The organism is Lysobacter sp. CA199 (genome assembly GCF_052078715.1).
Taxonomy (GTDB): domain Bacteria; phylum Pseudomonadota; class Gammaproteobacteria; order Xanthomonadales; family Xanthomonadaceae; genus Lysobacter.
Map to the genome: position 1 here is coordinate 495,477 of NZ_JBQJIL010000003.1, position 20,987 is coordinate 516,463.

31 protein-coding genes are annotated in these 20,987 nt (G+C 63.4%); 3 read left to right on the forward strand and 28 right to left on the reverse strand.

All coding sequences use genetic code 11. The features are described 5' to 3' along the window. Positions 1-93: 93 nt before the first annotated feature. The 28 genes from ACTOWJ_RS06880 to ACTOWJ_RS07015 form a co-directional block, all read right to left on the reverse strand. A complete protein-coding gene (locus tag ACTOWJ_RS06880; RefSeq protein WP_441333851.1) occupies positions 94-804 on the reverse strand; it encodes a capsid assembly protein in 711 nt (236 codons plus the stop codon). Beyond that, the gene (locus ACTOWJ_RS06885; protein ID WP_441333852.1) at positions 804-959 is read right to left on the reverse strand and encodes a hypothetical protein; all 156 of its coding nucleotides are present in this window, start codon (positions 957-959) and stop codon (positions 804-806) included. Before ACTOWJ_RS06885 ends, ACTOWJ_RS06880 begins: the two co-directional genes overlap by 1 nt. After that, on the reverse strand, positions 956-2,524 hold the full coding sequence (locus ACTOWJ_RS06890; RefSeq protein ID WP_441333853.1) for a portal protein: 1,569 nt from the start codon (positions 2,522-2,524) through the stop codon (positions 956-958). Before ACTOWJ_RS06890 ends, ACTOWJ_RS06885 begins: the two co-directional genes overlap by 4 nt. Beyond that, positions 2,517-2,684 (reverse strand): hypothetical protein, encoded by a 168-nt coding sequence (locus ACTOWJ_RS06895; protein ID WP_408953183.1) that lies wholly within the window; start codon positions 2,682-2,684, stop codon positions 2,517-2,519. Before ACTOWJ_RS06895 ends, ACTOWJ_RS06890 begins: the two co-directional genes overlap by 8 nt. After that, a complete protein-coding gene (locus ACTOWJ_RS06900; protein WP_441333854.1) occupies positions 2,684-2,872 on the reverse strand; it encodes a hypothetical protein in 189 nt (62 codons plus the stop codon). The genes ACTOWJ_RS06895 and ACTOWJ_RS06900 overlap by 1 nt, the downstream gene beginning before the upstream one ends. A gap of 172 nt (positions 2,873-3,044) precedes the next feature. After that, complete coding sequence (locus ACTOWJ_RS06905; RefSeq protein ID WP_441333890.1) at positions 3,045-3,578, reverse strand: adenylate kinase; 534 nt, start codon at positions 3,576-3,578, stop codon at positions 3,045-3,047. Positions 3,579-3,594: 16 nt separating this feature from the next. Next, positions 3,595-3,786 (reverse strand): hypothetical protein, encoded by a 192-nt coding sequence (locus ACTOWJ_RS06910; protein WP_441333855.1) that lies wholly within the window; start codon positions 3,784-3,786, stop codon positions 3,595-3,597. Continuing rightward, a complete protein-coding gene (locus ACTOWJ_RS06915) occupies positions 3,765-4,583 on the reverse strand; it encodes a phage exonuclease (RefSeq protein WP_441333856.1) in 819 nt (272 codons plus the stop codon). The genes ACTOWJ_RS06910 and ACTOWJ_RS06915 overlap by 22 nt, the downstream gene beginning before the upstream one ends. Then, the gene (locus ACTOWJ_RS06920; RefSeq protein WP_441333857.1) at positions 4,580-4,795 is read right to left on the reverse strand and encodes a hypothetical protein; all 216 of its coding nucleotides are present in this window, start codon (positions 4,793-4,795) and stop codon (positions 4,580-4,582) included. The genes ACTOWJ_RS06915 and ACTOWJ_RS06920 overlap by 4 nt, the downstream gene beginning before the upstream one ends. An 8-nt stretch (positions 4,796-4,803) precedes the next feature. Next, positions 4,804-5,031, reverse strand: a complete 228-nt coding sequence (locus tag ACTOWJ_RS06925; protein ID WP_441333858.1) for a hypothetical protein — start codon at positions 5,029-5,031, stop codon at positions 4,804-4,806. Continuing rightward, complete coding sequence (locus ACTOWJ_RS06930; protein ID WP_441333859.1) at positions 5,028-5,279, reverse strand: hypothetical protein; 252 nt, start codon at positions 5,277-5,279, stop codon at positions 5,028-5,030. Before ACTOWJ_RS06930 ends, ACTOWJ_RS06925 begins: the two co-directional genes overlap by 4 nt. After that, positions 5,206-5,538: a hypothetical protein gene (locus ACTOWJ_RS06935; protein ID WP_441333860.1), complete on the reverse strand. Its 333-nt coding sequence runs from the start codon at positions 5,536-5,538 to the stop codon at positions 5,206-5,208. Before ACTOWJ_RS06935 ends, ACTOWJ_RS06930 begins: the two co-directional genes overlap by 74 nt. Further along, positions 5,535-5,765 (reverse strand): hypothetical protein, encoded by a 231-nt coding sequence (locus tag ACTOWJ_RS06940; RefSeq protein ID WP_441333861.1) that lies wholly within the window; start codon positions 5,763-5,765, stop codon positions 5,535-5,537. Before ACTOWJ_RS06940 ends, ACTOWJ_RS06935 begins: the two co-directional genes overlap by 4 nt. Next, a complete protein-coding gene (locus tag ACTOWJ_RS06945; RefSeq protein WP_441333862.1) occupies positions 5,762-6,454 on the reverse strand; it encodes a hypothetical protein in 693 nt (230 codons plus the stop codon). Before ACTOWJ_RS06945 ends, ACTOWJ_RS06940 begins: the two co-directional genes overlap by 4 nt. Next, a complete protein-coding gene (locus ACTOWJ_RS06950) occupies positions 6,451-6,738 on the reverse strand; it encodes a hypothetical protein (RefSeq protein ID WP_153018928.1) in 288 nt (95 codons plus the stop codon). The genes ACTOWJ_RS06945 and ACTOWJ_RS06950 overlap by 4 nt, the downstream gene beginning before the upstream one ends. Before the next feature lie 35 nt (positions 6,739-6,773). Then, entirely contained in the window at positions 6,774-8,696 is a 1,923-nt protein-coding gene (locus ACTOWJ_RS06955) for a DNA polymerase (protein ID WP_441333863.1), read from the reverse strand. Next, positions 8,697-9,290 carry a hypothetical protein gene (locus ACTOWJ_RS06960; RefSeq protein WP_441333864.1) on the reverse strand — a complete coding sequence of 198 codons (594 nt, stop codon included), beginning with the start codon at positions 9,288-9,290 and terminating at the stop codon, positions 8,697-8,699. It abuts the gene before it with no gap. After that, complete coding sequence (locus tag ACTOWJ_RS06965; protein WP_441333865.1) at positions 9,287-9,553, reverse strand: hypothetical protein; 267 nt, start codon at positions 9,551-9,553, stop codon at positions 9,287-9,289. The genes ACTOWJ_RS06960 and ACTOWJ_RS06965 overlap by 4 nt, the downstream gene beginning before the upstream one ends. Before the next feature lie 162 nt (positions 9,554-9,715). Then, a complete protein-coding gene (locus tag ACTOWJ_RS06970) occupies positions 9,716-11,179 on the reverse strand; it encodes a toprim domain-containing protein (RefSeq protein ID WP_441333866.1) in 1,464 nt (487 codons plus the stop codon). Between the two features lie 154 nt (positions 11,180-11,333). Further along, positions 11,334-11,498, reverse strand: a complete 165-nt coding sequence (locus tag ACTOWJ_RS06975) for a hypothetical protein (RefSeq protein WP_441333867.1) — start codon at positions 11,496-11,498, stop codon at positions 11,334-11,336. Then, positions 11,495-11,878: a helix-turn-helix domain-containing protein gene (locus ACTOWJ_RS06980; protein ID WP_441333868.1), complete on the reverse strand. Its 384-nt coding sequence runs from the start codon at positions 11,876-11,878 to the stop codon at positions 11,495-11,497. Before ACTOWJ_RS06980 ends, ACTOWJ_RS06975 begins: the two co-directional genes overlap by 4 nt. Then, positions 11,875-12,252 carry a hypothetical protein gene (locus ACTOWJ_RS06985; protein WP_441333869.1) on the reverse strand — a complete coding sequence of 126 codons (378 nt, stop codon included), beginning with the start codon at positions 12,250-12,252 and terminating at the stop codon, positions 11,875-11,877. Before ACTOWJ_RS06985 ends, ACTOWJ_RS06980 begins: the two co-directional genes overlap by 4 nt. Beyond that, positions 12,252-12,656 carry a RusA family crossover junction endodeoxyribonuclease gene (locus ACTOWJ_RS06990; RefSeq protein ID WP_441333870.1) on the reverse strand — a complete coding sequence of 135 codons (405 nt, stop codon included), beginning with the start codon at positions 12,654-12,656 and terminating at the stop codon, positions 12,252-12,254. Before ACTOWJ_RS06990 ends, ACTOWJ_RS06985 begins: the two co-directional genes overlap by 1 nt. Before the next feature lie 46 nt (positions 12,657-12,702). Beyond that, positions 12,703-13,371 (reverse strand): ssDNA-binding protein, encoded by a 669-nt coding sequence (locus tag ACTOWJ_RS06995; protein WP_441333871.1) that lies wholly within the window; start codon positions 13,369-13,371, stop codon positions 12,703-12,705. Then, entirely contained in the window at positions 13,346-13,504 is a 159-nt protein-coding gene (locus ACTOWJ_RS07000) for a hypothetical protein (protein ID WP_441333872.1), read from the reverse strand. The genes ACTOWJ_RS06995 and ACTOWJ_RS07000 overlap by 26 nt, the downstream gene beginning before the upstream one ends. After that, positions 13,501-13,794, reverse strand: coding sequence for a hypothetical protein (locus tag ACTOWJ_RS07005; RefSeq protein ID WP_441333873.1), 294 nt, complete (start codon positions 13,792-13,794; stop codon positions 13,501-13,503). The genes ACTOWJ_RS07000 and ACTOWJ_RS07005 overlap by 4 nt, the downstream gene beginning before the upstream one ends. 84 nt (positions 13,795-13,878) lie before the next feature. Further along, positions 13,879-14,019: a hypothetical protein gene (locus tag ACTOWJ_RS07010; RefSeq protein ID WP_441333874.1), complete on the reverse strand. Its 141-nt coding sequence runs from the start codon at positions 14,017-14,019 to the stop codon at positions 13,879-13,881. A 40-nt stretch (positions 14,020-14,059) separates the two neighbouring features. Further along, the gene (locus ACTOWJ_RS07015; RefSeq protein ID WP_441333875.1) at positions 14,060-16,528 is read right to left on the reverse strand and encodes a DNA-directed RNA polymerase; all 2,469 of its coding nucleotides are present in this window, start codon (positions 16,526-16,528) and stop codon (positions 14,060-14,062) included. Positions 16,529-17,363: 835 nt separating this feature from the next. Between ACTOWJ_RS07015 and tig the strand changes: the two genes are divergently transcribed. From tig to clpX, 3 genes are all read left to right on the forward strand, one after another. Further along, positions 17,364-18,665 (forward strand): trigger factor, encoded by a 1,302-nt coding sequence (tig, locus tag ACTOWJ_RS07020; RefSeq protein ID WP_441333876.1) that lies wholly within the window; start codon positions 17,364-17,366, stop codon positions 18,663-18,665. Positions 18,666-18,849: 184 nt separating this feature from the next. Next, a complete protein-coding gene (clpP, locus tag ACTOWJ_RS07025; protein ID WP_441333877.1) occupies positions 18,850-19,476 on the forward strand; it encodes an ATP-dependent Clp endopeptidase proteolytic subunit ClpP in 627 nt (208 codons plus the stop codon). A 206-nt stretch (positions 19,477-19,682) separates the two neighbouring features. Further along, complete coding sequence (gene clpX / locus ACTOWJ_RS07030; protein ID WP_441333878.1) at positions 19,683-20,972, forward strand: ATP-dependent Clp protease ATP-binding subunit ClpX; 1,290 nt, start codon at positions 19,683-19,685, stop codon at positions 20,970-20,972. Positions 20,973-20,987 lie beyond the last annotated feature (15 nt).

The window sequence follows — 20,987 nt, forward strand, 5'->3', positions numbered from 1 at the left end:
GTAGAAGGGATGTTTGACGCGGATGCCCGCGGTCTCGCGGGTCTAGGATTTGGGTCGGAGCGCCGCTGTGGCAGCCGGCGCTCCAGTTGTGGTTTAGAACGTGGACGCCATCAGGCGCGCTTCGTGCGACCTGCGGTACGCCGGATCGGTGCGGTAGCGCGGATCGTTCACTGCGGTGCGCACTTCGGCGCGCGAGGCGTAGGGCGTGACGCCGCCTGCGGAGTTGGTCTTGCCGTTGAGCAACGTGGCCTTGCCGGCGTTCATGCGGGCAACCAGGCCGGAGATCGCAAGCTTCGCCTGCGCGGCGTTGCCGGAGCTGATCGTCGCGTTGAAGGCGTCGATATCGGCGTCGCTGAGGTTCTGGCTGGCCCAGATGGTCATCGCGGCATAGCCGTCCTTGCCCTTCGTGCCCTCGTACAACTGGGCTTCGTAGGAGCTGCGGCGGGCCTTGAGACCGTCGAGGTAGACGTCCACCGTGGCGCGGTCGAAACCGGCCTTCTCCAGCTTGGCCCGCGACTCCACACTCAGGTCGCTGGTCTCAGCGAACTCCTTGGTGAAGTCGTCCTGGCTCAGGCCGGCGGCGGCGAGGACGCTCTTGACGCCCGCGTCGCCTTCCTCGCCCTTGGCTTTGATCGCCAAGTCGGCGTTCTTGGCGGGCTCGGCGGGCTGCTTGAGCGCCTTATGCGCGGCGACCAGCTCTTCGACGCTGGCGAAGCCGGCGTAGTCGGGAGTGGTGTTGCCGCCGTCGGCCGGGGTCGTGGTGCCGTCGTTCGGCGGGGTGGTTCCGGGGTCGGCGGTGGACATCAGTTACGCTCGACCGCGGTGGCGTTGAGCAGCACGGTGCCATGCGCCAGCTCGGTCTTGACGACGTTGGCCGGCAGTTCCGCCTTCGCGGTCTTGGTCGGCTTCACCAGTGCTTCGAGCTTGGCGTCGGTGGTGCTTTCGGTCTTGTCGGTCATGCGGGGGCCTGTGGTGTGGGTAGTTGGTTTGCCATCGCGTTCGCCATGTTCGGCGCGGCGCGGACGGCTGCTTCTTGCATTGCGGCGTTCTGATCGTTGGCTTGCACGGCCTCGGGTTCGAGGACCAGGCCCTTCGTCGAGATGTCGGATGCAGCGCCCAGGCGCGAGAGCCACTCACCGGCGTCGATACGCCGCTTGAACTCTTGTTCGCCCAGCACTTCCTTTGCCGTGCCGCCGAAACGGACCAGCTTGTCGAAGTCGTGACCGCGGCCGAGTGCAGCGGTGCCCACGGTGATCCGAGGCTTGATGAGCCCCTTCGGGATTTCCGGCAATGAACCGTCGGCCTGCTTGCGGGCCAGGATGCGGCGCACGATGGGCGCGAGAATCTCCGGGCCGAGGATCGAGTAGGTGCCCGCGCGGTTGTCTTCGAGGACACGAGCGAGGTACTGAATCTCTTCCTTGGTCACGCGGTCGCCGTTGCGCTGGATGGCCGTGCCGACGCCGAAGACCAGTTCCAGCGCCTTCGCGGTGTCCGCAGCTTCCTGTCGGACGAACTGGAGGTCTTGGAACTTGTCGAGCGTGAGTGCTTCGATGTCCTTCCGATTGCCTCGGATGACCGCGCCGGATTCCGCCTTCGTGAACTGCTCGGTCTTGAGCGTGGAGTTCGGATTGAGCATCCAGAGGATCTTCGCGCACGCGGCAGCGCCCTTGCGGAGAGCCTTGCGGAGCGCTTCGAGCGTTTCGAACTCGCCGCGGAAGTCCTCGATCAAGCCGCGACCATAGTCGTCGCCGGGGGACCGCGGGAGCGCTGCGGTGATCCACGGGCACGCGTCGATGGGATACTGGCCTTCCGAGTCGGGGATCATCACGCCTTCGACTTCTTGGTACACCAGCCAGTTCGCGTTCTGCTCGTCGCGGTAGATGCGGGTATACAGCTCTACGTCTTCGGAGAGCTTCTTGATGCGTTCGGTTTCCGATACGCCTTGCAAAATTTGATTGCGCACCGGCTCGGGAAGAACCTGCGGAGCGATCATGTCGAGCGTGACCATCTCAAGGATGGTGCCGAGGCCGTCACGATCGACGACGTAGGAGGTCAGGGGATAGAGCTTCGACGGCCCAGCGTCAGGAATGTAGAGGATGAAGTTGCCGCAGTAGACCGCGTGCTTGAGACCCTCGGAGAGGGTGGTGCGCACCGCGGCTTCGGTTTCGATCTCGTCCATCGTGGCGCGTTCGACCTCAGACAGCGCCGTCTCCAGTTCGCCCTTCTGAATGCCGGCCTCGTCCATCATGTCCTGCGCGACCGCGAGGTCGGGTGCCAGCTTGAACGGGGTGATGGCGACGGGCAGCATCGCCAGCAGGAGCTGCGACGCTTGAGCGTTGACGCAGCGAGCGCCGGTGCCTTGGACGGGCGTGACGAAGCTGGACTTCTTCTGCTGCGGGTCGGTGTAGAGCGAGGGGATGGTGATCGCCGCGCAGCGCTTGGCGCGCGTCTCGGCGTCTTGACGTTTGGGCTTGAGGTCGGCGTAGCGTTCTTTCGCGGAAACGGTGTTCTGCGAATCAGCCACGCGGAATCGTCAGTCCTGCGTACTGCTGCGGTGAATTGAGGTCCAGCCGCAGGTCGCCTTTCTTGCGCTTGGCGGCAGCCTGGTTGGACGCCTCGCCGTCGCGGCGGGTAATGAGCAGGTCAGGCGTTGGGGTCGCCTTGGCCTTCGGGGTGCTGCACATCAGCTGCGACCTTCGCGGGATTCTTCGAGGTCGAGCCGACGCCGAGTGAGTAGGAGCAGGACCAAGCGCCGTTCCCCCGATTTCAGCAGGAACTCGTCGCGATCCTGGCCGGGGTCGTAGATGACCTCGGGGTACTGCTCGGCCAATTGGTCGATCAGCTCATCGGCGGTGAGGGGAATGGATTCCAAGGTTCTCCTTAGGTGTAACTAGAATGGGGAACCCTTCGGGTTCCCCTCTAGAGCCACTGTTTTATTCGGCCCGTCAGGACGGACGGCGGGTGGGGTCTGAATCCTGAGGTTCTCTTTAGGTGTAACTAAAAGGGGGAACCCTTTGGGTTCCCCTCTAGAACCACCGATTTATTCAGGCCGCCAGGAGCGAGGCAAAGTAGGCCAAGCGGTGCCGCGGTCCGTCGTTGCGGAGGGAACCGTTAAGCAGATGCCGGCTTACGCCGGCTTCGCTGACATGCTCGCTGACCGCAGTGGCTTCATCGCGAACCAGCTCAATCACACGGCCCCCGAGGTTCTGGACGAACTCGGCCTCGTTGTCGAAACGTACGTCCGAGACAACTACGCCGGTCTTTCCGTCCCGCTTAGCCCGTTCGATGGTGCGCTGGGCAACAATCAACCACAGCTCGTTCGCGATCATCTCGCGGCCCCATTCGGTGCCGAGGGTCTGCATCATGCGGCGCGGGGTGATACCGCCGAGCCAGGTCAGCGGCTCTTCCTTGAGCGGGCCGTCGGTGAGCTGCTCGACGGTGAGGCCGGTGAGCTGCGAGACGAAGCCACGAATGGGACCGGCCAGCGTGATCTTGGCGAACCCGTGGTGCTCCACGAGGTAGTCGGCGAGGGTGTCCTTGCCCGATCGCGCACGGCCGGTGATTCCGATGATGTTCAGAGGTTGTTCTCCTTGGTCACTTACCGGCCGCTTGCAGCAACCGGCGGGCCAGCTGGGCTTCGCCGTCGCGGACGCCGGTCGCGTAGGCCAGGCCGCCGTCGGTGGGGATGGCGGGATTCTTGGAATCGATCAGCGTCGGCTGATCGGCGATGCCGCGGAGCAGGAGGGCTTGCTGCGGGGACAGGGTCAGGGCCTTGATGGTTGCCACAGGAGAACCTCGTTGGTTTTGTAGTTGAGATCGCCGTGCCGCAGGATGCGAGCGAGGCGTGCTTGAGTCAGTGCGTCGGCGGCTGTGAGCTTCTTGGCTTCGTAGGTCTTCACCACGGCGGCCCACAGGGCGCCCAGGTGTTCCTCGACGGGTGCTTCGCGGAACTGCTCGTGGACCGGCATCAGCGCCGCATCGGCGTTTACAGGGCCGCAGCGGGGCAGGCCGGTGTAGCCATCGATGCTGTCGCCGGTGAGCGTCTGCTTCATCCAGAACAGGTTTGCGTCGTGCTCGGAGATCGTGAGAGTTCCGAGGTCTGGCTTCTGCGGATTGAACAGTCGGCACGGGATGGTGCGAAGGTCTTTGTCGATCGAGACCACGATGCGAGCGTGCGGTGCGCGGCGAGGTGCCGGATGTGTCGCGAGTGTGCCGAGGATGTCGTCGCCTTCGAGCGAGTGGCGCATAACCACCTTGTCCTGATACTTCTCGCGGATGCATTCATCCACGAAGTGCCACAAGGTCGGCCGCGGCTTCTCGTGCCGGGACTGCTTGTACGAGCTGAGCACGTCCTTTCGGAAGTTGTGCTCCGGGCAGGACAGGGCGAGCACGAAGTCGGTGGCCTTGAACTTGCGTACCAGGTTGTCGATCTCGCCGTCCAGGTCGTCGCGCGCTCGGTCGTAGTCGAGGATTTCCGTCACATCGCCGTCGTCGTCCCAGTCGATCGACTTGGTGTTGCCGTAGGCGAGCTGGTGGCGGAATACGTCGGCGTCGATCAGGAGCGTGAGAGGCTTACGCTTCAACGTTCGTCCACGAAAACGCCGATCCACACATGGCGATCGACCCGCTCCACACGATAGAGCGCCGTGCGGCACCGCAATTCGAGGGGCGCTGCTAGGCGCTTCGGCGTTGCGAAGTCGTGGCCCTCAGGCATAACGGCAACGCGGTAGTACGGGAGTTCCTCGACGGTGTGCCGTTGGAGATCGGCGGGGCCGCCGAGCAGCGTGACGACCACGCGACGACTCACAGTTTCACCTGCTGATCGTGCATGTACGTAATGACCCTCTGTTCCAGGTGGGAGAAGTCGGCGTTGATGACGTACCGGCGGTAGGGCTTGAAGGATTCCAGCCGGACCAATGCACGTATCAGCGGGGCGCAGAGCTGCTGGTATTCGCGATGCATTCGTGCCAGCTCTTCGCGGATGTGTTGTTCCGGGTAATCGTTGAAGTAGCGGTCATGCGGATCGCTCACGGCTTGACGCCTTCGAGCTTACGAGCGGTCTCCAGCTGGCCGTTGCAGCGGGTAACCGCGTCCTCGGCCTGGCCGGCGAAGTTGATGATGGATTTCGTGGTGGACGTGGGATCGAGCATGACCTCGACGAGCGACGCGTGGTCGCCCTCGATCACGCAAGGTTGCAGGAACGGGTTACTGGCGGTATGCCTCACGCACGCCGTCAGGAATGCGCTCGCGCAGATAGTCGCCAGCAGGCGATGCTTCATTGGAGACCTCGTTGATTCGGGATTGGGTTTGCGCTCGGCGCTTGCGGACACCGGCGTCGAACTCGGCGCGGGTCACCATCTCTTCGGAGACGGTTTCCAGGCGGCGGGACACATCGGTGAGCTGGTCTTTGGTCTCGCGGTTCTCTTCGGCGAGCTTGTCGTTCCGACTGCTGAGCGTGGTGTAGTCGTAGACCAGGTACGCGAGGACCGTGAGCAGCACGGCGCAGGCGACGAGCTTGAGTTGCGCGAGCGGGGTCATATGCCCCGCACCACGGCTCGGCCGATGTCCCGCTCCAGGATGCACAACACACGTTCGCCGTACCGCGGGTCGTCAAGCATTTCCGTGTTCATGGTCTGGACAGCGCAGAACGTCCGGCCATTGACCTTGGCGGAGACCTTCATGGCGATTTCGTAACCGTTAAAGCGGTCGCGAGGGCCGGGCAGAATCTCGATCTCGACACCAGGGGAAACCTGGGGAATCTTCATGCGCTCCACTCCTTCGCGTCGGTCTCGATGGCAATGAACTTGCCGGGGATGATGAATTTCTTACCGTCCGCGGTTTCGAGGCGGTGACCCGACGGGCGCACGCAGAGGCGCACGACGCGTTCAACGGTGATCCGCTGGTTATCCGGGAAGTGGTAGGTGCGGGATGCTTCGCTGCGCAGCTCGGTCCAATTGAGGTCCGGCGGCGGAGCCAAGGTCTGCATACGCGGTGCGGCCACCGACAGCCGGCCGGTTGGCGTGACGCCGTGGCTTTCGGGTGCGCGCATATACAGAGCGGTGAAGCAGCCGGCCCAGCCTTCCGTCAATCCGCCACGCCCGTCTTCACAGCCCTTACAGCCCTCGTAGGTGACGTACACAAAGCCGCCGATCGTGTGGGAAACGGTCGCAATCTGGCCCACCTTCGCGGCATTACCATTGTTGTGCTTGATACGGATCACACGATCACCGGGCTTGAACTTCCCCGCCTGGTTGGATTCGACCCACAGGCGCGTGTTCGTGTTCATCCAGGTTTGCTCGGCGGGCTTACCTTCGAAGTCGAAAGTGACCCGCACTCCGGCGTTGTCGGTGTCGATGACTGTGGCTCGTTGTCCGACTGCGGCAATGGCACAACCGCCATAGAAACTGGAATTGATGCGAACGACTTGATCGCCGGCCTTGAAGTTCTTGCTCATGAGTTCTCCTGGTAATAGCAGGCGACTTGCAGAAGTTCCGCAGGGGTCGCATCGGATTTGATTTGGTTCGCGCGTGAAGAGATGACGCGCACGTTGCCGCGCACGTAGCCCAGTTCGGGCTTGATTCGATCCAGCGTCGGAGAATTCGGCCCCTGCGCAGCGGCGCCCGCCGCTCGGTAGAGGGGGATACCTAGCGCAGGGCAGAAACGCGGCACTTCCACGTCCTCAGTGGTGAGGTCGAATGGAAGCCCGCGTTTCAATGCCCGACGTTTTGCAGAGCGCACGAGGACGCCTGCGGGATTCGTGTTGCGTTGTTTACTCAGTGGGTTTCAGCCCAGTTGTTGCCGATCTTGTATTCGCCGGCCAAAGGACAGCGGAAGCCGAAGTAATCGCCGGCCTCGGTGATGGATTCCACTGCGGTTCGACCAACCAGTTCGGCGTACTCTTCATCGACCTCGATCTGCCACTCGTCGTGGACGTTCGCCACGAACTCGTAGTTCACGCCCGGGACAAGCCCGAGTTCCTGCAAGCGCGTGTCGAGGATGTGCAACGCCTTCTTCATCACGAGGGCGCCTGCGGATTGCAGCAGCGTGTTGAGCGCGGCGTGGTCGGAGCGGATGTGCAGTCGGCGCCCGTCGAGGCCCTTGATCCAGCCTTTCTTCGCAGCCTTCTTGACACCGGCAACGAGCTTGCGGAGCGCAGGCAGTCCCGCGAGGAACTGCTTGCGGAGAATGCCGCCGGCCTTGCGGCCCTTGCCGATGATCGAGCCGATCTTTCCGTCACCCGCGCCGTACAGGAAGGCGTAGATGAAGGTCTTGGCTGCGTCGCGGTTCGGGAGACCCGCCGCTTCCATGTTGACGGTGTGGATGTCGCCTTCGAGCAGGATGCGTGCGTAAGCGCCGCCGTCGTGGAGCGCCATGAAGTGAGCGAGGCATCGCAGCTCTAGGCCGGACGCGTCGGCGCCGACCAGCTTCTTGCCCTTGGGCACGGTGAAGAGCTGGCGGCATTCGTAGCCCCAGCCGCCTTCCAGACCCATGAGCACACCGCGCTTCTTGCAGTGCTGAACCTTCGGCACCTGTGCCATGTTCGGACCGCTGTGGGTCATACGCCCGGTGACGGCGGCGTTCTGATTCACGCGGCCGTGTATGCGCCCGTCCTTCTTGCTGACCGCATCGATCCACGCTTCGGACTTCTTGGCCTTCGCCTTGCTGGCCTGGCCGCTCTTGAGCATCTTCGGTGCCGGCGTGGCGCACTGGCTCAACCGCTTGGCGACCGTGAGGTACTCCAGCAGCAGCGCGATCTCAGGGAACTTGAGTTCGCTGAGCACCTCTTCGTCGATCTTCGGCTTGCCTTCCGGCGTGAACACCGTGGGCTTCCAGCCGTAGAGCGTCTTGAGTCGGTTAGCGATGTGGTCGCGCGAGCCGGGGTTGAAGACGTACTTCTTGACGACCCGATACGGCTCGCCCTTGACGCGTCCGCGCACCTTGTCGTTGCGCTTGGCGATCTTTTCGGCGCCGAGTTCTTCCCACGGCACGAACACCTTGGATAGGGCGCTTGCGATCTCGGCGCGCTTCTCCAGTAGCTCGCGTTCCAGCTTGTTCGCACGTGCTGCGTCGAACAGGAACCCATACCGCGTTTGCCTGGTTAGGATCGGAGCGATGGAGTGTTCGAGGTGGATAGCCTCGTCCGACAGTCCCTTCGACATGAGCAGCGCGTAGAGCAGCAGGGTGACCACCACGTCTTGAGCGCAGTAGTCGTCCATCTCCTGGTTCCACGCAGCCCAAGGATCGAGCCCCTTGGCCTTCATCATTTCGGAGTAGTCGCCCTTCCACTCACCGAGGCGGTAGCCCCAGGCTTCGAGCGAATGGCGTCCTACCATCTGGCCCGGCAGGCGACCGGGTTTCTTCTTGAGGGTTTTGAAGTCCCGGTCGCGCAGGTCGGGGTAGATCAGCGTTGACAGGAGCAGGGTGTCGATGGCGCGCTTGACGCGGAAGCCGGGAAACACCTTCGCGATTGCGGGGATGTCGAACCCGACGATGTTGTGACCTGTGACGAACTCCGCGTTGCGAAGCAGCTCCACGGCCTCGGCGATCGTGATGTCGCCGTTGACGTTGTTCGCCTTGATCGGCGGCCCGGTCGGTGTTCCGTCCAGGGCCACCCTACGAAGATGGATGCAGTGGATCTTCGTCAGTTCGTCGAGCAGGCCATCGGTCTCACAATCGAAGCCGTAGCCTTCGATCACTTACGACTCGTGCCCGGTGCCGGAGATCGGGCGCCGTGCGACGTATTGCCGGATGCGCCGCGGCCGTGCGTTGGGCGATAACTTGATGCCCATGAGGCTGTAGCCGTAGTCGTTCTCGTAGTGCTCGATGCGCTTGGCGGTCCTCTCGGTGCCGTTGTTGTTCTGCAACTTGATGCGCTTCTTGCGGCAATCGACGCGCGCTTGGTTCACCTTGAGAGTGCGCAAGGCCGTCGCGCCGCGAACCCCGCCCGCGTTCACCACGTAGTACGCCGCGAACTGACAGCAGCGGAAGTCGAAACGACCAACGTGGTCTTCCGGCTCGCCGAACACCAGCGAGACGAGGTTGAACTCTCGGCCGCACGGGGAGAGCCAGACGGCCGAGCCACCCACCGCGCGGATGAACTGGAAGCCGTTCTCCGCAAGCGCCAGCGCGGCGCGACGGAGATGCTCGGGGTTGCGGTAGAACAGGTCATAGTCTTTGACCGTTGTGCCGTCGTAGTAGGCACGAAGGGCACCACCCGCGAGGATCGAGACCTCGCGAGCACCCTTGGGAAGCACCGCCAGGATCGCCGCGGCGTAGGCCCGGAAGGTCACGACAGCAGGTCGTTCAGACGGGAAGCGACGCGGTGGGCGCGGCCGGCAGCGCAGCGCATCGAGACCGCCTTGCGGATCATCACGGCGGCCTTCTCTTCGGCGGCCTTGGCTTCGGCGTTGTGGCGCTCGCGGGCGTCCAGCAAGCGGCCGTGGGTGGCGTGCAGCTGCGCGGCGATCTTCTCGACGCTCTCGGCCGGACGGATGTAGAGCAGGATCGCGCGCAGGCCGGCGGTGAAAGCGGTGGCGATTTTGGAGTTGCTCATTCGGGTAATTCCTCGGGTGTGATGTGGATGACCACGCGGCGGCCTGGCTTCCCGAATCGGGAAACGCAAGCCGCTTGTGTCTTCGGGAGTTCGTAGGGCAACGCCAAGCTCGCCGCGAAGGCGAGGGGAGCGTCGATGGGGATGTAGCCGACGTGACTGCGGTTAGTAATCGGTGCCGCCGGATTCATCGGCGAAGCCGTTGTCGTCGTGCTGGGGTTCTGCGCCTTGCACGAGCCGCCCGGTTTCTGCGACGTAGCAGAGATACAGGCAGTGGCCGGTAGCTTGGCCGGTGAAGCGATCCTTGAGGATGCGGAACGTGGTCGTGCTGCGGACCGTGAGGTCTTCGGCCTGCTGGTCCCGCTCCATGCCGAACATGAAGTGGCTCCAGAAGCCAATCGCTCGGGAGCCTTTGAAGTGACGAATCATGACGCGACCGCCTTCTTCGTGGGGCTTGCCCTCGGGCGTCGCCAAGTGGGAGATGAAGTAGAAGCAGACGTTGTACTGCTGGGCGAACTTCGCGATCTGAGCGGTGATCGACTCCAGCGTCTTCTTCTCGTCGTCGGCCTCTGCGGCGAACGCGGTCAGGTGGTCGAGGAAGATGTGCTTGACACCCTCAACGAGCACCATGTGCTTCATCTTGGCCTTGACCACTTCCCAGTCGGACGAACCGAAGTGGTCGTACAGGAACACGTTGCCGGTGGCCTCGATCTTGTCGAAGGTCTCCGCGAGTTCTTCCTGCGTCCACCCGGCGCCCGGCACGTGGAACCTGCGGTTCGCATGCTTGCCCGCGAGACGCTTGCCGGTCTCCGTCGGCGGCTGCTCCAGGTAGAACAAGCCGCACTTCTCGTTGAGATCGATCGCCGTGAACTCTACGATCTCCATGAAGCAGTCGGTTTTGCCTACGCCGGTGCCGGCCCCGAGTGCGTACACCTCGCCGTAGCGTCGGCCATGCGTGAGCCGTGTTAGCTCCGGCCACGGCCAGGGCAGGCCGACCTGCACGGGAGCGAGTACGCGGTCCTTGAGCGAACCGAAGGTGACCACGCCGTCCGGGCGCACGGTCTGCGCCTCGTAGATGCAGCTCACGATCGCGCTTTCCTTGCCCGCCACGAGCATCTCGTTCGGGTCTTTCAGCGGGAGCTGTGCGATGCGGGCCTTGCCCGGCGTGAGTATCTCGGCGACAGCTCCCGCGGCTTCACGGCCGGGGTCGTCCATGTCGAACATGAGGATGACTTCATCGAAGCCCTCGACCCATTCGATCTCACGCTTGATCGCCTGCACTGCGCCTTGCGCGCCGTTCGGCAGTGACACCACGGGCCACTTGAGGCCGAGCGCCTGTGCAACCGAAAGGCAGTCGATCTCGCCTTCGGTAATGACGAGGCGGCGCCCGGGTTGCCACAGGTGTTGACCGAAGAGGCCGGATTGCTTCGAGTCGCCGAGGAAAGCGAACTTCTTGTCCTTGAAGCGGAGCTTCTGTCCTACGATCTGCCCGTCACGGCGGTAGTTCGCGATCTGGCAGGTCTTGTCATCTTTGTTCTTGCCGACCCAATAGCCGTATTTGCGGCAGGTCTCTTCGGTGAGAGCACGTGCGCCGAGCGCCTGTGCTTCACCACTTGCGAAGTCAGTCATGCGCCTCTTGGTGGTTGATGGAGAGGGCGAGTAAGTTCCGTCGCCCTTCTCGTGGTGCCCGCAGCCGAAGCAGTGGCCGTGCCCGTCGTCGTAGCGCGCGAGGTTGTCTCGCGATCCACACTTGGGGCACGGCTCCTTGGCTACGAACTGAGACTCACCGTTTTCCACGCAGCACGGACCACGCCGAGCGGTGGAAGGTCAGGCCGATCTTCCGGTTGAGCGCACTGCGCACCATGGCGTACAGGCGGGTGCGCTGGGCCTTCGGGGTGTTGGTCGATGCTGCGTCGAATGCGAGACGCATCGTGTTGGCAGTGTTCATGCGTGGGTCTCCATGTAACGGGCGAAGTCCCTGGCGTCGATCTCAGCCTCGAAGTGAAGATCGAAATAGTCCTGCTTCATCGCGTAGCCGGCGTAGCCGGCTTGCAGCTCGGCAACCGTGTAGCGCCGTTGCGACTGCACCGGCTCGTTTCGCGGCGCACGGGTGCGCTTCTGCGCCTTCGAGAACGAGTAGCGCGTGTACGGCTGGCCGGTGGCATCCGTGCAACGGCTCTTCTCGATCTCATAGCCGGCATTCTTAAGTTCGCTGATCCGCGAAGCCAGGCGGCGGATGCGGTAGACGCCCTCGGCCTGCCAGCTCGTGAGATGAGCTTCGGTGAACAGGTGGTTGCGCACGAGCGCGGCTTGCTTGGAAACTTTCATGTGAATTCCTGGAGGCAGATGCAGGCGCGGTCGAACACGACGGGGAGCTGGAGTGATTTCTCCAGTGCCCGGAGCGCGGATCGCTGCTGCGGAGTGAATGTGTCGGCGGGAACGAGGGCTTCGCTGAGACCCCCGATCAGACACACCTGCAATGCGCGGTGGTTTGAGCCAGGAGCCAAGCAGCCGGGTTCGTCCGAGGCGCGTCCCGTATGTACGGAACCGTCGCGCTCGATGACGTAGTGGACTGCGATCTTCGAAAAGCCTTGCGTGCGGTGGATGCGTGCCAGCTCGGCCGCGTTGACCTCGTGGGTCGGACGCGTCATGGATGCCAGCACGTACAGCAGCTCAGCCGATGCCATCTTCTTGAGGCGCATCAGCGAAACAGCGACCCGATGAACTCGCAGACGCGAGCGAATACGGTTTTCTGGACCGTTGCGTAGATACGAACGGAAGTGTGTGCAGCCTCGCCGGTGGCGGCGAAGCGCTTGCTGGCGATCACCGTGGTGACCCACTTGTCGTCTTCCCACAGCTTCGCGTGGGTGATGGCGTCGAGTGGAGCCTTGAGGTAGTTGTCGATGTCGCCCTTCGGCGTCACGAGCTTCGAGGTCCGCGCTTTCGTGCAGACAACTTCGACCGCAACGACGAGTGGACCTTCGGGAACCACGGCGTTGACGGTCTTGAGGTACTTGGCCGCTTCCGCGAGCCAGCCCTTGTACGGCTTAGCGATGTAGGTTCCCCACTTGGTCACTCGCGGACGCGAGGCAGGCAGGGGCTCCATCGGAAAAACCAGGAAGGCGCAAAGTTGCGCCTTCCCGGCCGGCGAATCAGTAGTCGCCGCTGCTGTCGTCGGCGTCACCGCTATCGCTGTCGTCGTCGCTGTCGTCGCTGGATTCTTCGGCGCCGTCGGCACCGTCGAAGCCGTCTTCGTCGTCGAAGTCGTTGGCCGCGGCCGAACCGCCGCCGAATTCCACCAGATCGATGATCTGCACCCCGACGAGGCGGAGTGACAGGCCGAATTCCTTGTCCTTCGCATTGAAGTACGGCGCGACTTCGAAGGAGACCTTGAGCTGACTGCCGCCGCCGATGTTGGGCGGATTCTTGAGGATGACCTTCTTGGCGTTGACGATCACCGGCTTCATGAAGTAGACCTTGCCGGTCTTCTTGGCGGTGATCTTGGCCTTCATCTTGAAGTTCATGAGGGTGCGACCCGTCTCTTCGCCCTCGTCGTCCAGCTCGGCGGAGAAGAAGTCCACCTGCTTGGCGACTTTCTTGAATTTCGGGTTTTCCGAGATGTACTGCTTGAACGCCGCCTCGCGGACGGCGGTCAGGTCGGCGATCAGCTTGTTGGCTGCGTCGTCATCCGCTTCGAACGCCAGCTTGGCGTTGTAAACGCCGTCGGCGTCGTACTTGGTATCGGGCTGATTCAAGCGCGGCCAAATGGCCGTGCCCTTGGGCGACACGTAACGCTTACGCGCCGGTTTCTTCTGCGTCATCGTTGAACTCGTAGAGGGGATTGATGATGTGGCCCGCCTCGATCAGGCGTGCCTCGATTGCGGCGTCCGCGCGGCCAGTGGTTTCGAGTTGGAACTCGCGGAGCGCGTGCAGGGTGTCGAGGTAGCCGCTCATTGCAGCTTCCCCGCGATCTCGATGTCGGCGTACTTCGCGACAGCCGACAGGGTGTTGACTTCGCGGAACCGGCAGTCGGCTTCCATGCGTTCGACGAGTTCGATCAGGTCGAGCGGGGCGTGCCCGCAGGCATCCGCGGTGTACTTGAGTGCGCACGCCAGACCGATCAGCTGATCGGCCGGGTGTTCGATGCCCTGCATCCCGTTGATGACCGCGAACGCCCCTTGCGAGGCGGCCTCGGCGCTGCGGGAGTACAGGACGTGGCGGCGAAGGCGCGGCTCAGCGTGCATAGAGCGGAGCCGGCGTGCGCTGCGGGGGAAGCCACAGCCGCGGCACCGGCCACGGCGGAGTGGGCTTGCGGTTGGGCTGCGCGCTCATTCGTCGTTGAGCCGCGCCATCGCGTTGCGGAAGCCGGCGATGTCGCCGTGTTCCTGCGGGCTGTAGATGCCGACGACTTGGCCCACGCTGTCCTGCGCGACGTAAGTTCCGAGCTGGTGATTGAAGTTGATGCTCATGCGATTCCTTTTGTGGTTTATGTTGCAAATGTGGGATGAATTAGGCAAAGAAGTACCTGGAGTCGTTGACTGCGGTCAGGTCCAGGTTGCCGGTGGGCGGGAGTGGGGGGATTTTTTCGCCGAGCGTTGGCGGGAGCTGCGCGACGAGTTCATCGCGGAACGCTCCCAGTACATCTCCTTCGTACTGCTGCACGAACGCGTGCCTCAGCGCTGCGGCAATGATCCCCGTATGTGCGGCGTGTGTGCCGTAGGAGTCGTGGATCATCGCGAAGCTGTCTAGTCCGTTGTCCGCCGCCACGTTCACCGTGAGCATCATGTGGGATGCGTCGCAGCTGTGAACGAAGTTCGGACTGATACCGAGAGCCTGGCGACGGCGATCAAGGGTTGTACCGTCTATAGCCACTGTTATATCCATCACCCGCCCGCCAACGTGCATTTGCAAGCGCTTGCCCTTGTCCTCGCGGTACTCCTGGAGCACCGGAAAGCCGGCCGGTGTGGTCCAGCTGATCGGCAAGTCGCCCGCCGATGCAACCTTAGATGCAGCTTTGAGCCAGTCCATCGCGTGTCGTGCAGCGATCACGACTTCACCAATGCACTTCCACAGCAGTTCCGCCAGGTATTCGGCGGCGTCCCAATCCAACTTGATTCCTTCCTTCGACGCAGCGTCGAGCACCTGAGCACGCATGCCGGACTTTGTTACGCCGTAGGGCAGCGTCATAACTGGTGTCTTCACGATCTTGCGCGACAGCCGGCCGTCGAGCACCAGGGCGGCGGGAACTCCCGCTTCGGCGTCTGCCTGAACTCGGGCGGCGACCAGGGTTAACACCTCTGTATAGATGTCGGCCGGCTTCGGATGAGCGATCAGGTTCGTCGCCGCTCCGCCAATCTCGTCGCGCAACATCGCGGAGAAGTTCTGTAGACCGTTGCAGGAGCCGTCGAGCGCGACCGGCAGATGCGACACGTGATCTTCGCCGTTGATGCGGTAGCCGAGCCACTCAAAACACGCGGCGAGTGCGCAATAGGGTGAGTCGGCTTTGCACCACAGGCGCTCACCGTCGAGCGGATTGAGGGCCGAGTCGAGAATGGCGTCCTCGTTTGCCATGACCCACGCCACGCGATCCTCGAAGCTGACCTTATCGACTCCGAAGCAGTTCGCGAGGTGGATGCTGAGCCAGAACACCCCATCGGCGCCGAGGCGCGCGCCCTTGGCGAACGTGAGTAGGGATTTCGCTTGGTCATCGCCTTGCGGAGTGAGGATCGACGGGATGGGGTAGCACCGACCGCGGAAGTCCAGGTTGTGCGGGAAGTAGATCGCCGCCTCGTCTCTGAACTTGAGGGCGAGGTCGATCTTCTGTGCTGCGGCAACACGCTGAGAAACACTGCGAGCGTTTTGCTCGTATACCGCGGCGCGGCTGCGCTTCCACGCCTTGAAGTCGTCCGCGTAATGCTCGCGGTAGAACTCGGGGTTCTCAGTCAGCAGCGCAGGTTGAGCGGGTAGGGCAGTCAGCTCTCGGTCGGGCAGGCCGCCGATGAGACCGCCTGCTTCCCACGCCTGCTGCATGACTTCGAGGACGGCCCTATTGATCTTCCACGCAGTCCGCTGGATCAGGTTGAGGGCGCGGTAGACCTCGGGCATGTCGGCATTCGCCAGCTCGGCCTTGTACGCACGGTTGCGGGTGCGCACCAGGTCGGCCCGACCACCGATGTCGGTGAGATAGCCGCCGTCGGTAGGGGTCGTCCAGGGCTGCGGCGGAACCAGCATCGGCAACCACACGGGCAAGAACATGGACGCGCTGTCATGCGCCTTCTCAAGCCACTCCATGATCTTCGGAGTGCCGCGGAGCACGGTCAGCGACGAGCGCGCGGCAGATCGATACTCATAAAGCTCGGCAAGCCCGGTCGCTTGGATGAAGAGTTCGATTAGCTTCATACCGATCGTAACCTCGGTGCGCGCATCGAACGCGAGGATGGGCATCTCGCCCTTCGCATCCGGCTTACCTGCCGCGCGATCGGCGGCGGCCTTCTCGTTGGCCTTCACGAGGGTGTGGTTCATCACGCCGGTCGCGTGATGTGCCGAGGTGGACTTCTTGAGCTGTTCCTGGACCACCCGGTAGAGACCCTTATGGGAGTCGCGCAGCAGCTTGTAGTTGATGTCTTGGGCCAGCGCCGAGGCTACCGACCGGGCGACGCCGGTGACGTGGGCCTTCTTACCGGTCAGGGCGTTCACGCAGATGGTGGCGGTGAGGTAGGCGCAAGCGTCGGCGTCCATCTCCTTGAGCCACTTCACGGCCGCATGCCGTTTCCCGGGGCGGCCGGTGTCGGCATCAGCCACGAAGGCTCTGATCGCGGCTCCGGTGTCGGCCACGGCGGCGAGCACGAGTCTGCGGCCAGGGCCGGTGTCGGCCTCGTCAGCTCGGGCCTGAGCCTTCGCGTAGCGGACGATGCCTAAAGAGGTGGATTCACGTTCGAGTTCGATCTGGCGTTCAAAGAGCTGGGAGGAAGATTGCATAATAGAAATGCGTCCCGGATGTGGAATGGAGTAGGCGAAGCAAAGCCACCCCGCCGAAGCGGGGTGTTCATGGATGCAACCGAAGAGGGCGACTTCGCGAAGGTGGTACTGCGAGCGTCGCCGGTGGTGTTCACCGGGGCCGCAGTGGGCGCGGCCCGCTGAGCTGCGGCTGTGGGAGCAGGGTGTGGCTTCGGGTTCTCTTTAAGTGAGACCGCGCCGCACGCCGGGTCGTCTGTCTATAGCCACTGTTTTATTCGCCGTCACCAGGCGCGGCACCGTGTCACCTAATACGTCACCGAGGGCGTCACCAATTCGCGGAGAGCTAATGGTGACGTGGCCGGAACCTGGATTTAGGTTCCAGCGGGTAACCCCCGTGCGGGTTCGAGTCCCGCCTTTCGCACCAAGGCGTCTGGCCTGAAGGCCAGGCGCCTTGCAAGCATCAATGGCCGGTCAACCCGGCCGCGCTTATGACGCCAGCTACTCCGCAGCCCGCGATCGAATTTCCGCACAAGCTGCCCGCCTTGAGTCGGCACCCCCCCCCCGATCCGTCTCACCAAGCCAGGATTCGGCTCCTCGGACACCTGTGCAATACCGTCCCGGCACCTCCGACCGAGCCGGTTCGACCGCCTGACCCCCGAGAACAGCGCCAAAACCGCCGAATCGCCCCCAAAACCCCGCCCCAGGCGGATTTCCCGCCCGCCAGCGCTGGCAGCGGCGGCCTTTATCGGCCAAACTAGCAAGTTCCGCTGGCCGGGACTGCTGCCGCCCAGGCCGGCGGCCGGACAGGATCATCAACATCGTCGCCGCGGCAGATGCCGCGGTCGCAGGAGTGGATATGCAAGTTTCGCTCGAATCGCTGGGCTCGCTGGAACGCCGTCTGACCTTCAGCCTCCCGGCCGAGAATCTGGAAAACCAGGTCGGCGGTCGCCTGCGCGAAATCGCGCGCGGCGCCAAGATCAAGGGCTTCCGCCCGGGCAAGGTGCCGGCCAAGGTCATCGAGCAGCGCTTCGGCGCTCAGGTCCGCGCCGAAATCCTCGACGGCATGCTGCGCGAGAGCTTCAGCAACGCCGTGCGTGAGGAAAAGCTGCAGATCGCGGGCAATCCGCGCATCGAGCCGACCGCCGAAGGCGGCGAGACGCTGTCGTACACCGCCACCTTTGAAGTCGTGCCCGATTTCGGCGACATCGACGTGAGCAAGCTCGAGATCACCCGCCATACCGCGGACGTCAGCGATGCCGACATCGACGCGATGATCGAAAACCTGCGCCTGCAGCGCCGCACCCTGACCACGGTCGAGCGCGGCGCCCAGGAAGGCGATGTGGTCGAAGTCGAGACCTGGACCGAGGTCGACGGCGTTCGCCTGCCGGCCGAAGGCGCCGAGTACGGCAGCACCCAGATCGGCTCGGGCGCGATGTTCGCGCCGCTGGAAGAGGCGATGGTCGGGGTCAAGGCCGGTGAGGAAAAGGTCGCCGAAGTCGAGTTCCCGGCCGACTGGCGTGCCGCCGAGGTCGCCGGCAAGAAGGCCAACGTGCACCTCAAGCTCAACCACGTCTCCGAGCCGGTGCTGCCGGAAGTCGACGTGGCGTTCATCAAGAGCTTCGGCGTCAAGAGCGGCGATGCCGAGCAGTTCCGCGGCGACATCCGCACCAACCTGGAGCGCGAGCTCAAGGGCGCGCTGATGAACCGCCTGCGCCGCGAAGTCGGCGAGCAGCTGGTCAAGGCCTACGAGTCGGTGGAAATGCCGCCCAAGCTGGTCGAAAGCGAAGCCCGCGACATGGTCTGGCAGACCGTCGAGCAGGCCCGCCGCCAGGGCCGTCAGATCGAAGCCCCGGCCGATGCCCACCTGAACTACATGGACGCGGCCCGCAAGCGCGTGCTGGTCGGCCTGCTGGTCGGCGAAATCGCCCGCCGCAACGATCTGCGCCTGGAACCCAAGCGCGTCAACGAGACCCTGCGCCTGATCGCCTCGACCTATGAGGAGCCGCAGCAGGTGATCGACCTGTATCGCAACGACCAGCAGCTGATGGCCGGCCTGCAGAACCGAGTGATGGAAGAGCAGGTGATCGACTGGATCGCCGAGCGCGCCCAGCACACCGAGCAGCCGCTGTCGTTCAGCGAAGCGATCCGCCCGAGCTGATCTCGCACGGCCCGCGGCCTTGCCGTCGCGGGCCGGTGGCGCATGTCCGAATCGGGTATGCGACACGGCTTGGCCACATTTAGCAATCGCGCCTCTTGCGCTGCGGTCCGGCCGGCCCCAAGTTGGCCGGACCGCGCTGCGTTAACAAGCGCACTTCTACGTCAGCCAATAGGTGCCGTTGAACATGGATAACCGAACCAAAGCCCTGAATCTGGTGCCGATGGTGGTCGAGCAGACCAGCCGCGGCGAGCGCGCCTACGACATCTATTCGCGCCTGCTCAAAGAGCGCGTGATCTTCCTGGTCGGCGGCGTGGACGACCACGTGGCCAACGTGATCGTCGCCCAGATGCTGTTCCTGGAAGCCGAAAATCCCGAAAAGGACATCAGCTTCTACATCAACTCGCCCGGTGGCGTGGTCACCGCCGGCATGGCGATCTACGACACCATGCAGTACATCAAGCCCGACGTGAGCACCATCTGCGTCGGTCAGGCCGCCAGCATGGGCGCGCTGCTGCTCGCCGCCGGCGCCAAGGGCAAGCGTTATGCGCTGCCGAACTCGCGGGTCATGATCCACCAGCCGCTGGGCGGCTTCCAGGGTCAGGCCACCGATATCGACATCCATGCGCGCGAGATCCTGACCCTGCGTCAGCGCCTCAACGAGATCCTGTCCAAGCACACCGGCCAGGCCCTGGAGACGATCGCGCGCGACACCGAGCGCGACAACTTCAAGAGCGCGCAGGCAGCGGTGGAATACGGTCTGGTCGATCAGGTGCTCGAACGCCGTCCGGACGATTCGGTCCAGGCCTCCTGAGCGCTACCGTCGGCGGCTGAGCGACACGCAAGCCCTTGATCGCGCTGGAGAACTCCGGCGCGGTCCCATCCGCCGGGTGGCTCGGGGACGCTGTGTTATTCTCGGCTTGCCAAACCTGAATGAGTGCCGCCGGCGCTTGCCGTCAAGGCCGTTTGGGCATATTAAGAACAAGCTTCACGACTGAGCAGCAACGGACCCGACCAAGCATGAAAGAAGATGGACAAGGACGCAGCACGGGCGACAGCAACAAGATCCTGTATTGCTCGTTCTGCGGTAAAAGCCAGCACGAAGTCCGCAAGCTGATTGCGGGTCCGAGCGTCTTCATCTGCGATGAGTGCGTCGAGCTTTGCAACGACATCATCCGTGAAGAACTCGAGGAAAAGGCGCAGTCGGCACGCAGTCATCTGCCGAAGCCGCGTGAGATCCTCGAGGTGCTCGACCAGTACGTGATCGGCCAGCTGCGCGCTAAGCGCACGCTTGCTGTGGCCGTGTACAACCATTACAAGCGCATCGAAAGCCGCCAGAAGAACGACGACGTCGAATTGTCGAAGTCGAACATTCTGCTGGTCGGCCCGACCGGTTCGGGCAAGACCCTGCTGGCCGAAACGCTGGCGCGGCTGCTCAACGTGCCGTTCACGATCGCCGACGCGACCACGCTGACCGAAGCCGGTTACGTGGGCGAAGACGTCGAGAACATCATCCAGAAGCTGTTGCAGAAGTGCGATTACGACGTAGAGAAGGCCCAGCAGGGCATCGTCTACATCGATGAAATCGACAAGATTTCGCGCAAGAGCGATAACCCCTCGATCACCCGCGACGTGTCCGGCGAAGGCGTGCAGCAGGCGCTGCTGAAGCTCATCGAAGGCACCATCGCCAGCGTGCCGCCGCAGGGCGGGCGCAAGCATCCGCAGCAGGAATTCCTGCAGGTCGATACGCGCAACATCCTGTTCGTGGTCGGCGGCGCGTTCGCCGGTCTGGACAAGATCATTCAGCAGCGCAGCACCGAAGCCGGCGGCATCGGTTTCGGCGCCAAGGTCAAGAGTAGCGAGCGCAAGATCGACATCGGCAAGATCCTGGCCGAGGTCGAGCCGGAAGATCTGATCAAGTTCGGCTTGATCCCCGAGTTCGTCGGCCGCCTGCCGGTGGTCGCGACGCTTGAGGAACTCGACGAAGGCGCGTTGATCTCGATCCTGACCGAGCCGAAGAACGCGATCACCAAGCAGTTCCGTAAGCTGTTCGAGATGGAGAACGTCGAGCTCGAATTCCGTCCCGACGCGCTCGCGGCGATCGCGCGCAAGGCGCTCAAGCGCAAGACCGGCGCGCGCGGCTTGCGCACCATCGTCGAGTCGGTGTTGCTGGACACGATGTACGAGCTGCCGTCGCTGGAAAACGTCAGCAAGGTCGTCGTGGACGAGTCGGTGATCGAGCACAAATCCGAGCCGTATCTGATCTATCAGACGCCGCCGGCGCAGCCGAAGGTCGCTTCAGCCGAGTAAGCGCGCGGCTACGCA

Coding starts and splice junctions, on each gene's coding strand:
- ACTOWJ_RS06880 (WP_441333851.1), bottom strand. CDS start 804: ATGTCCACCGCCGACCCCGGAACCACCCCGCCGAACGACGGCACCACG.
- ACTOWJ_RS06885 (WP_441333852.1), bottom strand. CDS start 959: ATGACCGACAAGACCGAAAGCACCACCGACGCCAAGCTCGAAGCACTG.
- ACTOWJ_RS06895 (WP_408953183.1), bottom strand. CDS start 2,684: ATGTGCAGCACCCCGAAGGCCAAGGCGACCCCAACGCCTGACCTGCTC.
- ACTOWJ_RS06930 (WP_441333859.1), bottom strand. CDS start 5,279: ATGAAGCATCGCCTGCTGGCGACTATCTGCGCGAGCGCATTCCTGACG.
- ACTOWJ_RS06935 (WP_441333860.1), bottom strand. CDS start 5,538: ATGACCCCGCTCGCGCAACTCAAGCTCGTCGCCTGCGCCGTGCTGCTC.
- ACTOWJ_RS06940 (WP_441333861.1), bottom strand. CDS start 5,765: ATGAAGATTCCCCAGGTTTCCCCTGGTGTCGAGATCGAGATTCTGCCC.
- ACTOWJ_RS06945 (WP_441333862.1), bottom strand. CDS start 6,454: ATGAGCAAGAACTTCAAGGCCGGCGATCAAGTCGTTCGCATCAATTCC.
- ACTOWJ_RS06965 (WP_441333865.1), bottom strand. CDS start 9,553: ATGAGCAACTCCAAAATCGCCACCGCTTTCACCGCCGGCCTGCGCGCG.
- ACTOWJ_RS06970 (WP_441333866.1), bottom strand. CDS start 11,179: ATGACTGACTTCGCAAGTGGTGAAGCACAGGCGCTCGGCGCACGTGCT.
- ACTOWJ_RS06975 (WP_441333867.1), bottom strand. CDS start 11,498: ATGAACACTGCCAACACGATGCGTCTCGCATTCGACGCAGCATCGACC.
- ACTOWJ_RS06980 (WP_441333868.1), bottom strand. CDS start 11,878: ATGAAAGTTTCCAAGCAAGCCGCGCTCGTGCGCAACCACCTGTTCACC.
- ACTOWJ_RS06985 (WP_441333869.1), bottom strand. CDS start 12,252: ATGCGCCTCAAGAAGATGGCATCGGCTGAGCTGCTGTACGTGCTGGCA.
- ACTOWJ_RS06990 (WP_441333870.1), bottom strand. CDS start 12,656: ATGGAGCCCCTGCCTGCCTCGCGTCCGCGAGTGACCAAGTGGGGAACC.
- ACTOWJ_RS06995 (WP_441333871.1), bottom strand. CDS start 13,371: ATGACGCAGAAGAAACCGGCGCGTAAGCGTTACGTGTCGCCCAAGGGC.
- ACTOWJ_RS07000 (WP_441333872.1), bottom strand. CDS start 13,504: ATGAGCGGCTACCTCGACACCCTGCACGCGCTCCGCGAGTTCCAACTC.
- ACTOWJ_RS07005 (WP_441333873.1), bottom strand. CDS start 13,794: ATGCACGCTGAGCCGCGCCTTCGCCGCCACGTCCTGTACTCCCGCAGC.
- ACTOWJ_RS07010 (WP_441333874.1), bottom strand. CDS start 14,019: ATGAGCATCAACTTCAATCACCAGCTCGGAACTTACGTCGCGCAGGAC.
- ACTOWJ_RS07015 (WP_441333875.1), bottom strand. CDS start 16,528: ATGCAATCTTCCTCCCAGCTCTTTGAACGCCAGATCGAACTCGAACGT.
- tig (WP_441333876.1), top strand. CDS start 17,364: ATGCAAGTTTCGCTCGAATCGCTGGGCTCGCTGGAACGCCGTCTGACC.
- clpP (WP_441333877.1), top strand. CDS start 18,850: ATGGATAACCGAACCAAAGCCCTGAATCTGGTGCCGATGGTGGTCGAG.
- clpX (WP_441333878.1), top strand. CDS start 19,683: ATGAAAGAAGATGGACAAGGACGCAGCACGGGCGACAGCAACAAGATC.